Below are 10,397 nucleotides of genomic sequence, written 5' to 3'. Positions count from 1 at the left end.
CTGGTTCAAACTGGCTGGCAGCAGGTGGGAGCTAAGAAGTACTACTTTGATGAAGATGGCAGGCAGCTAAAGGGAGACCAGGGTCTAGTGGACTTTAAGAGGGACCCCAAAAAAGGCCTTACCATTACTAGTCAGATAATAGATGAAGCTTATCTTTATACAAATTTAGACACTGATGAGGTGCCAAAGCTTTCTAGTGCTAAAAGTTATTTTGAGTTTCCAAAAATTGAGGGCCCAGGGAATTTTGTAAAGACTGCAGAGGATCTGATAAATGAGGGGCACTTTGAATATGCCTTTGATAGATGGCAGTTAATAAAGAAGGATCATGAAGAGCATGAGCTTTATGAACTGGGGTATGTTACCTTATTTAATAAGAATGTAAGGGTTTTTGACTCAGGAGATGTAAGTACTATTATCATAAGGCAGGATGAGCAGTACTATAATGGTGATTACGACATGTCCTTTGCTACAGCTTTCTTTATTGATAATTATAGCGGAAAGCTTCTAAGCAGTAGAGAGCAGATAGAGTCTCTTGGAGAAGACCCAGACAAGGTACTTGAAACTGTAAGAAAAGTTGTTAACTATCAGTTAGGAGGAGGTCCTGGCTCATTTGTAGAAGGACCAATCACTGGTGAGAAGGGCTCCTTTGAGGATAGGTATAATAAAGGAGAAATCACCTTTACCAGTCCCATGGAAGATATAGATAATGAGCTTGTCTTTCTTCTTGTAGAGGATGGAGAGGTTTATATTTCAGCCTTTGTCTTCTATGAGTATATTGAAGAGGATGAGTTATATTCTTATCCTGTTATTGGCTCCTCCACTCTTATTAGAATCCCCCTTGACTATGAGGGGCCGGTACAAAGGATTTATGAAAATTCTGACTTCTATGAAGTTGACCATAGTGAGCTTGTAGAGAGGGATGAGGCAAAGCCCTTCAGTGGCATTTTTGATATCTACCATTTCATTTATGAATAGTAGCAAGTAAACTTATTGGTCAGCTGGAGCCTCCAGCTGACTTTTTTATGGTTATAATGAGCTAGGTACCTAACATGGTTAAGAGGGCTTTTATAGGAAGAAAGCATTTAAATGCAGGACAGGGGGGTAAAAGATGAAGTTCACTCTTGCCCTTTGCAAAATGAAAGCAGAAGGGAAATGATGGACTTTTTTATTGATATAGACCTCTGTACTTCTTTACCTAACCCCTATCATATGATAACATCGGAGTAATATATACCATCTAATCATATACAACTTTATTTATTATTTGTAGCTATATGGGTGGTGAAAATTTAAGGAGGCTTAGTGTGGAAAAGAAACTGTCCTTTGGAAAGTCACTGATAATAATTGGCTTCTTACTACTTTCTATTTTTGTTGGTGTTATCATTTGGGAGCAGGATCCCCAGATTCCTATTGTACTGGCAACTGTCTTTGCAACGGTCTTTGCCATGGTAAATGGCATTAAATGGGAGGCACTGGAAAAGTCAATTATTGAAAACATAGTTAACATTGTTCCATCCATTGTATTTCTTCTAGCCATGGGAATTATGCTGGGTACCTGGCTGCACTCAGGAGTTGTACCTACTATTATCTACTATGGCTCAAAGATTATTTCACCTAAGCTTCTGATACCTACTACCTTTCTACTAGCTTCAGCCACCTCCCTTACTACAGGGGACTCCTGGGGTACAGCGGGTACAATTGGTATTGCCCTACTAGGTATTGGTATTAGCTTTGGAATACCTGCTCCTATTATGGCAGGGGCCATAGTGTCTGGTTCCTACTTTGGAGATAAGCTTTCCCCCATATCTGATACCACAGTTCTGGCTGCAGGGGTTAGTGAAGTTGATGTATTTGAGCACGTTAAGTATATGCTGTGGACCACAGTTCCCAGTATGCTGATTGCAACTGTTGTCTATTTTTTCCTGGGGCTTAAGCACGCTGGCAATGTGGATCTGGCCCAGATTAGTGAGCTCCACATGCTTTTAGAGGAGACCTTTACAATTAGCCCAATTCTACTCCTGGTGCCTGTTAGTGTAATAGTTATGATTGCAAAGAAGGTTAACCCTGTGCCTGCCCTTATGGGTGGAGCTCTTCTTGCTGCAGTCTTTGCAATGATTTTTCAGGGTGCCAGTCTCGCTGAAGTTGTAGAGGTTATGCACTATGGGGTGGAACTTGATACAGGTTATGAACTTATAGATGAGCTTATAGCTGGAGGAGGTCTTGACTATGTTATGTGGACCATATCTCTGGTTCTAGTGGCCATGACTCTTGCAGGGGTGCTGGATGCTTCTGGGGTAACTGAAGCAATTGTTGGAAGGATTCTAAGACTGGTCAGAAATACAGGAGACCTAATCTTAGCCACGGTTGTTTCATCGATCTTTCTTAACATAGCTACAGCTGACCAGTACTTAGCCATTATCTTCCCCGCCAAAATGTTCAAGGAAACTTATAAGGAGAAGAATCTAGATCTTAGGGTGCTATCCAGGACCCTAGAGGATGCGGGTACCCTAACCTCACCTCTTTTTGCCTGGAACACCTGTGGAGCCTTTATAAGTGGAGCCCTGGGGGTTAGTCCACTGGCCTATTTACCCTATGCCATCCTAAACTGGCTAAATCCAATTATTGCCATCATCTATGGCTATACAGGCTTCTCAATTAAATACACCAATGAAGAAGTGGTAGCGGAGGGTTCTGAGGAATAGTAATAGGCACCCTATCATCCTATAAAAGCACACAGACAGGGGCTTAGATTCCGCTTGCCTAGGAGGAGGTTTAGTATAACCGGATAAATAGCATATTTCTGTTAGAAGAATCTTTTAAAGGAATAAAGAAGCCATTTATTAAGTAGGTTACTAGCAAGGGGACTAAGATGGTCAAATCGTAAGTATATATCATCTTTTTCGCCCTTGCTTATTTATCGAGATAAAAGATCAATAAAGCCAAGCTTAATTTGAGTTGAATTTTTCTTTCCAAGTCAGGTAGGTACCTAAAAAGCCTAGGAAAAAGGAATAGGGAGTGATGAGTATTGTCTAGCATACTCATCATGGGCTTGGCTGGATATTTTTTTAGGATGCAACCTTTAGTGGCTCTTTCTTTTTAATAGTGTACACAATTTAAAAAAAGTGACTTGAATAAAGGAAAACCAGCGCCGTAAGATGAAGACGCTGGTTAATAGCAAGAACTTGTAGCCTTAGCTCAAGCCGTCATTTTTAAGGACGACTATTTCTTAGCTATAGGTATTTTTAACTTTATTATAATTTGAAGGTCTAGGTTAAAGAAGTTTTTACTTGCCAGGGATAACTGGATTAAGGTTATTTTTCTCCTAGAGCCTCCTATACTAGGCTATTAATAACTAGATAGTTTATTTATTTTAGAAGTGGTTCATCCCATAATTTTAGTAATTGGCCAAGCCCCAGTTCCTTAGCTTTTTCATAGCAGGTATATCCCCAAGTAACATCATAAATTGGTTGCCCGCCCATAACAAAGAAAATAATCTCGTCATCATTTTTTCTACCTTTACTTTGATCTACAACAATATCTCCAAGATCGGTAATAAAGTCTTTTGTTATTTCTCCTTCTTCAATCCAGTCAAGTAGATACCTATCTAAAGTTACGGATCCTATTTCAGTATAGGGATAATCCAGCTCATCTCGGTAGGCCTCATACATCTTCCAGTTGTCAACCACCACCCTAGACCTATTTATGACAAAGTCTTTATCAAGTATAATGGCCGCAGGAAGGGAGACTAGGGCTCCTTTTTTTATCCATTCTTCCTTAAGCTCTGGTGTAACTTTACCTGAAGCAGCTATATTTACGATATCGCTATCCCTAACCGCTTCTTCCATGCTATCGACAATTATTATCTCTTTGTACTGTGGATAGGTTTCTTCAATAAACTTTGCAAGAGCTTTGGAAGCTTCCTTATTAATATCGAAAATCTTAACTACTTCGAGGTTTGGATAGCCTTCTGAAATACCCATAAAAGAAGTTCTTGCAATTGGGCCAGCTGCTACTAGGCCCAGTACCTTTGAGCCCTTTCTGGTTAGATACTTTGCACCTACACCAGGTATGGCACCTGTTCTATATGCACTAAGTAGATTCGCTGATTGAATAGTTAGAGGAGCACCTGTTTTTGCATCATTTAGTATTGTTAAAAGAATTGATCTTGGTAAGCCTTTCTCCAAATTTTCGCGGTTTGAACCATACCATTTTTCTCCACAAACGTTGAACCTTCCCCCTACATAGGAAATCATTGACATAAATCGGCGGTCAGGGCCGGCTAAAGGCATGTTTGGAAAATCTGATTTTTCAGGAAAAACAATCATCTGCCCATGAGAGTTGGCATTTTTTCCCCCCATTAAGTAATCTCCTGTACCTAGGAGCTCATAGGCTTCTTCCATTACCTCGACGCACCTCTTCATGTCTGTAACACCAGCTTTAATCATATCCTCTTCATTTAGAAAAAGAATCTCGATTTTTGGATAACTCATAACAACTCCTTTTTATTATTTTTATTTGGGTAGATCCCATTTACTATATTGCATAGGTGGTAGTTTCCTTCAAAGTAGTTCTTAATATTTTCTGAAACTTCTCTTCTCCCATCCTCCATAGATGAATTTGAATAAAAGGCACTATGGGGTGTAAGTATAAGATCTTCTCTATCAAGTAAGGGATTGTCCTTAATACTTCCCAGCTCATCATCTAGGACATCTAATGCAGCTGCGCTTACTTGGCCTCTATCTAAGGCACGGGCTAGGGCAGCTTCATCAATAATGGGACCCCTACCTGTATTTATGATTTTAACTCCTGCCTTCATTTTTTCAAAGGCTTTATCATTTAGCATATGGTGGGTACTTTCATTAAGAGGAAGATGAATACTTATATAGTCAGCTGATTGGTATAGGTCGTCAAGCTCTACTTTTTTAACCCCATATTGAGCCATGGTTTTTTCATCAACAAAGGGGTCGTATGCTAAAATTTCAGGGCCAAAGCCATTAAGCCTTTTAGCTACTAATCTGGGTATGTTTCCAAAACCTAGTAGCCCAACCTTTAGAGTTCCGAGCCTTGATATATCTGGAACAAAATTATAGTTCCATTTCTTGTTAAATTTAACTTGATTATTGTGTGGAACGATTCCTCTATTCAAGGCAAGTAGTAGAGCCAAGGTATGATCAGCTACTTCATTAATACAGTAATTTCTTATGTTGGTAACAGTTTTTCCCAGAGCTTGGCTTGAAGGGATATCAACGCTGTTAAAGCCTATTGCCTTAAAAGCAATAAGTTTTAGGTTTTCGAGCTCTATTAAAACTCTAGATGTTAGTGGCTGATAACCACATATAATTGCATCTGCTTTTTTGCATTTTTCAATTAGTTCATCTTCTGTTAGGCAAACTATTTCTTCTAAGTGATATTCTGGGCCTAGTATTTCTTTTTCAATAGATAAATCGCCGCTTCCATTGTATGTTCTTATAACATGAATTGCCATTAACTAATCACCTCCATAAAATCTTCTAGCTTATCAGCCTTGGCATAGCCAAACTTATTTACCATTTCAACCAGCTGAGCTTCAAGACCAGGATTTATTGGTATTCCCTTATGAGTATACTCTTGATAGAAGCGTGATTCTATCTCACCGGGGATTAAAATCTCAGTAAACCCAGGGGCTAAAGAGGAATTTTTAATTTCATCCAAGTATTCATTTACAAGCCTTTTAAAGATATCAAGGGGTAAGAATTTTGATACATCAATAGCTATGTGCAGATGTCCGATTTCTTTTAGATGGCTATTATCATGCTTGTATGACATACTCTTCAAGTCCTCTTTTATTCCTGCTGATAAGATGCCAGTGAGTATTTCAATTATTAGGGCTAAAGCATAACCCTTGTGCTGGGCCATAGGTAGGATAGCTCCTTTAAGGGCTTCCTCAGGATTAGTGGTTGGGTTTCCATTTTTGTCAATGGCCCAGTTGTTTGGGATGTCAAATCCTTCTTTGCCTGTGACAAAGATTTTGCTAAAGGCTGTGATACTAGTAGCTATATCTAATATCACTGGAAAATCACCTGCAGAGGGAATACCAACTGTTATAGGATTTGTCCCCATAATTGGATTACTACCTCCAAAGGGGGCTACATGATGAGTGGTATTAGTCAGGCTAAGGCCTATGAGGCCTTCCTGGGCAAATCTCCAAGCATAGTAGTTGCCAACTCCATAATGATAACTATTACCTACACTACAAACACATACACCTTCCATTAGGGCTATTTCTATCACTTTATCAAGTATAATTGGTCCAGAGACAATTCCTAAACCACCATCAGCATCAACGGAAAGAAGATTGTTAGTTTTCAAGGAGAATTTAATATTTGGGTTAGGATTAATGCTTTTATTTAGAAACTTGTTAGCGTAGGTTGGTAGTCTAGAAAGTCCGTGGGATCTTACTCCTGTTAGATCTGATTGAGTTAAGACGGTGGCCCCTCTTTTTGCATCACTATCCTTTATTCCCATATGACCCAGGAAGCTTACAATAAAATTTATTTCCTGGGCTTCAGTTATCCTTTTCAAAACCTTCCTCCCTTAGTTCATCTACGATATCCTTTAAAGCGAGGAGGCATGCATTTATATCATTTGTAGACACATAACCCATAGTCCCTATTCTAAATGTATCATCGGCTATAGGCGGAAGACCCCCACCTACAATTATATTTTTCTTTGCTAGTCTTGCTACTATTTCCTTTGCTATGCCCTTGGCATAAACACAGACAAGGGAGAGAGAGGCATATTCTTTATCTTGAGGATAGATACTAAGCCCCATTTCCTCTACTGTCTTAATAATCATTTTTGCATGGTTAGAGTGACGCAAGTATACTTCTTCTATTCCTTCTTCAATTATCATATCTAAAGCTGCGTTGAGTCCCTCCATTAAAGTGATTGGGCTAGTGTAAACCATCTTGTAGTTATTGTTGTAGTCCCTCGCCCTGAGGAAATCAAAGTAGAAACCCGTGCTCTTATGATGCTCTACTCTATCCCAAGCCTTATCACTCACAGATACAAAGGATATACCTGGGGGGGTCATAAAGGCTTTTTGAGAGCTACTTACAACTACATCTAAGTTCCATTTATCAACTGGTAAGTTAATGGCACCCATTCCACTTATTGAGTCTATTATTGAGATAGCTTTTTTATCTAAAAGGAATTCGCCCAGTCCCTTAACGTCATTCATTACACCTGTGGTTGACTCGTTTTGAACCATTAGAACTCCTTTTACATCTTCATCGAAATAGGGCTTAATATCATCAGCCCCCGCTGAGCGTTCTAGTGGCACTTTAATAGCAACTGAATTTAAACCTAAGGCTAGTGCATTTTCATGCATTTGATTTCCGAAAAAACCATTCACTATGGTAAGGACTTTATCTCCTTTTGAAAAACAGTTCTGAAGAGCGGCTTCTATGGCACCAGTTCCAGAACATGAAAAATAAAGAAGGGGGTTTTTTGTTTGAAAAACCTGCATCATTTTTTCTTGTATTGATTTGTGCAGTAGGAAATATCTCTCTGTTCTGTGAGAATAAATTTCAAGGTCCATAGCTCTTCGAACTCTTGGAGGAGTTTCTACAGGGCCACACATAAGGTAGGTTTTCTTATTCATTTTATACTCCTAGAAAAGAAGCTCGACAAAAGTCGAGCCTCTAATAATTAATTTTCAGATAAAACATCCTCTACTGAATCTCTTCCTGCTAGTGGGACACTTGCATACCACCATTTAAATAGAAAACTAGCAGCAATTGCAGCTACTGTAATTGCTAGGAAAATCCCAGCAAGTGTAAATGCCTTTCCGCTTACCAGCATGGCTGGGCCTGCAGCCCAGGCAAACATTTCAAGAGGTGTAACAAGTGGGCCAACGATTGCTGTGTCGGTGAGAGTTCTTGATCTATTATCAGGGTCAACGATTCTAAGCAGGGTCATACCAATTGAAAAGACTCCAGTTGAATATCCATAGACAAAGATTGAGCGCTCGAACCAGCTGTTTTTATTCATTCTTGGGCCAAAATACATTAAATTTACTACTACAATTACGCAACCAAATAGCATTAATAATGTGAAGGGAACAAGGTACTCTAAAACAACAGCTATTTTAATTGAAGCTACTCCGAAAAAGACAAGATAGTCAGTTGCAGCGCTGCCCAGTCTTGTGATTAGATTGCTATCAACATATTTATATATACCTTTTTCTCCTTTTCCTAGAAGCACAAACAGAATTAATGATATTATGAAGGCTACTGTAAAGGTAGGAAGGTTAAGGCCGGTATATTTTGTGATGTATTGATTTATAACGTATCCTATTCCAGAAGGCACAAGTAGCAAGGCTAAGTGAAAAGCAATTGGATCTAATGCGATACTGGATATGGTTTCACTTGCTAATGAGCGTCTTGAACCAGGTCGAATTAGCCCTGTTCGCAGGTCATCTGGAATTCTTGAGAAGTCATCTACATACTGGGTATAGCCTTTCTTTGTAGCCAGGCGAATAAAGAAAAGCCCTCCAAAAACACCTGCAAGTATACCAATGGTAGCTGAAGTCATTGCTAGGTCCGTTGCTTGGGGCCATCCAAGTCCTGCAAAGGTTTCCCCGACTGCTGCAGCAGTTCCGTGTCCTCCAAAAAACCCTGCTGCTAGTATAAGACCGAATCCGTCGCTAATATTGGGTGCGATATTTACTAAAAAAAGTGATGTGAAGAATATAGGTAAAGACATTTGAAGTGATAGGGCAATTATTTTGTATAGTGCATGGGATCCCATGCGTTCTAACTCTGTTTTCATATCTTTTGCAGAAAAAGAAAATCCATTCATACCTACAGAGGCAAATACAAATATTGTTAGAACACCGGCATAGTTGCCTATTTCGCCAGAAAATGGAATAATTTTTAGCATTGTTGGGCCTAGGGCTAAGCCTAGAAAGCCCGCAAGTAAGCTGGCTGGAATAAAACTTTTTTGAACTACTTTTAATTTTGATCTAATAAGCATACCAATAAGGATTAGAATACTGGCATAACAAAAATCAGTAAGTAGAGAATAAACCGTCATAAATTCCTCCTATAATTTGATGAAAAAATCGGATTTTGATACAGTTGCTGGTGGGGCTGGATCTAGATGTTTATTGCTGAGTTCTAGTATTACTTCAGGTTGTATCCAAGGTTTATTTTGTACTGCGCTGGTTTCTTCGTGGGTTAGGTAACCTTTATATGCTGTTAGACTTCGTCTGAGATATCCGTCTCTTCTTAGTGCTTCTTCAAGACCTAAATTCATAATATTTCTAAAATGCTGTAGTATGGATCCGGAAAGAGCTTCTGATACACTTCTGGAAATTAGTGAAGGTATATTGCTGACGCCGTAGTGGACTATTCCCTCTTCAATGTATGTTGGATTTTCGTGGGTTGTCTCTCTAAAAGATTCAATTGCACCTGGGGAATCATTGGCAATATCTACTATAACTGAGCCCTTTTCCATTAGTTTTAGCATATCTCTAGTTATTAAGTAATCGGTATTTCCCTTAGGCCATTTGACAGAATTAATTATTAAATCTGTTTGTGGAAGAAGTCGTCTAATATTTTCACGAGTGGACATTTGAGTATTTATTCTTTCTGCATATAATTCCTGTAGGTTTTTTAAAGTACCTACATTAATATCCATTACAGTACACCAGGCACCAAGAGCCTCTAAAACGCGAAGCGCAGATTTGCCAACCAGTCCTCCTCCTAGTATAAGTACATTTATTCCAGGTGATCCGGCAAGGCCACTTACGAATTTTCCTTTTCCTCCTTGGAGGGTTTGCATATGGTAGAGTCCTAATAGGGCTCCCTGCTTTCCTGCTGCCTCACAGTTTAAAGAACCGTAGCGGTGAGAATCTTCTGCGGTGATAGCTATACATTTGCTTTTAAGTAGGGCATCAACTTCTTCTGGGTGAGAAGCAGGGTGAATGCAGCAATAGATAATTTGGTTTTCCCTAATAAGTGGGTATTCAACTGCTTCGATTTCTTTGACTTTAGCAAGGAAGTCGCAAGTTTTATACATTTCTTCCATATTTGCTAGTATAGTACAGCCAACCTCTTCATATAACTTATTTGGGAAGCCAGCAGCTTCACCTGCGCCACTCTGTATGTATACTTGGTGGCCATCTTGTATTAATGTTGCGGCATCTGATGGAACGAGGGTTACTCTGAATTCTCCCTCTTTAATTTCTTTTAACACTCCAAATTTCATAATCTACCTCCTGTTATTCTTATAGCAACTTACATGCCAAAAGAAATATAAAAAAGGACCGAAAAAGGTCCTTTTTAGCATAAAAATATGTGAATGAATTGGATAAAAATATGGTAAAAGTGAGTTTTGGGCAGTGGTGCCCAAAA

At 39.2% G+C, this 10,397-nt stretch carries 9 protein-coding genes; 3 read left to right on the top strand and 6 right to left on the bottom strand.

The genetic code is table 11. The annotated features are described in order from the left end of the window. Window positions 1-24: 24 nt before the first annotated feature. From GXZ13_07990 to nhaC, 3 genes are all read left to right on the top strand, one after another. On the top strand, window positions 25-975 hold the full coding sequence (locus GXZ13_07990) for a hypothetical protein (protein NLX75744.1): 951 nt from the start codon (window positions 25-27) through the stop codon (window positions 973-975). A 111-nt stretch (window positions 976-1,086) separates the two neighbouring features. Then, complete coding sequence (locus GXZ13_07985) at window positions 1,087-1,227, top strand: hypothetical protein (protein NLX75743.1); 141 nt, start codon at window positions 1,087-1,089, stop codon at window positions 1,225-1,227. A 77-nt stretch (window positions 1,228-1,304) separates the two neighbouring features. After that, the gene (gene nhaC, locus GXZ13_07980) at window positions 1,305-2,702 is read left to right on the top strand and encodes a Na+/H+ antiporter NhaC (protein ID NLX75742.1); all 1,398 of its coding nucleotides are present in this window, start codon (window positions 1,305-1,307) and stop codon (window positions 2,700-2,702) included. 663 nt (window positions 2,703-3,365) lie between these two features. Here nhaC and GXZ13_07975 read toward each other — a convergent pair. The 6 genes from GXZ13_07975 to GXZ13_07950 are packed head-to-tail and all read right to left on the bottom strand — an operon-like array spanning window position 3,366 to window position 10,251. After that, window positions 3,366-4,490, bottom strand: a complete 1,125-nt coding sequence (locus GXZ13_07975) for an ornithine cyclodeaminase (protein ID NLX75741.1) — start codon at window positions 4,488-4,490, stop codon at window positions 3,366-3,368. Further along, window positions 4,487-5,485 carry a C-terminal binding protein gene (locus tag GXZ13_07970; protein ID NLX75740.1) on the bottom strand — a complete coding sequence of 333 codons (999 nt, stop codon included), beginning with the start codon at window positions 5,483-5,485 and terminating at the stop codon, window positions 4,487-4,489. Before GXZ13_07970 ends, GXZ13_07975 begins: the two co-directional genes overlap by 4 nt. After that, on the bottom strand, window positions 5,485-6,561 hold the full coding sequence (locus tag GXZ13_07965; protein NLX75739.1) for an Ldh family oxidoreductase: 1,077 nt from the start codon (window positions 6,559-6,561) through the stop codon (window positions 5,485-5,487). The genes GXZ13_07970 and GXZ13_07965 overlap by 1 nt, the downstream gene beginning before the upstream one ends. Then, window positions 6,545-7,642 carry an alanine--glyoxylate aminotransferase family protein gene (locus tag GXZ13_07960; GenBank protein ID NLX75738.1) on the bottom strand — a complete coding sequence of 366 codons (1,098 nt, stop codon included), beginning with the start codon at window positions 7,640-7,642 and terminating at the stop codon, window positions 6,545-6,547. The genes GXZ13_07965 and GXZ13_07960 overlap by 17 nt, the downstream gene beginning before the upstream one ends. 47 nt (window positions 7,643-7,689) lie before the next feature. Continuing rightward, window positions 7,690-9,075: a sodium:glutamate symporter gene (locus GXZ13_07955; protein ID NLX75737.1), complete on the bottom strand. Its 1,386-nt coding sequence runs from the start codon at window positions 9,073-9,075 to the stop codon at window positions 7,690-7,692. 9 nt (window positions 9,076-9,084) lie between these two features. Next, on the bottom strand, window positions 9,085-10,251 hold the full coding sequence (locus GXZ13_07950) for an alanine dehydrogenase (GenBank protein ID NLX75736.1): 1,167 nt from the start codon (window positions 10,249-10,251) through the stop codon (window positions 9,085-9,087). Between the last annotated feature and the right edge of the window lie 146 nt (window positions 10,252-10,397).

Source organism: Synergistaceae bacterium, assembly GCA_012728235.1.
Classification (GTDB): domain Bacteria; phylum Synergistota; class Synergistia; order Synergistales; family Synergistaceae; genus JAAYFL01.
The sequence above is the reverse complement of the archived record's forward strand: the minus strand, read 5'-3'. Positions and strand labels throughout refer to the sequence as shown.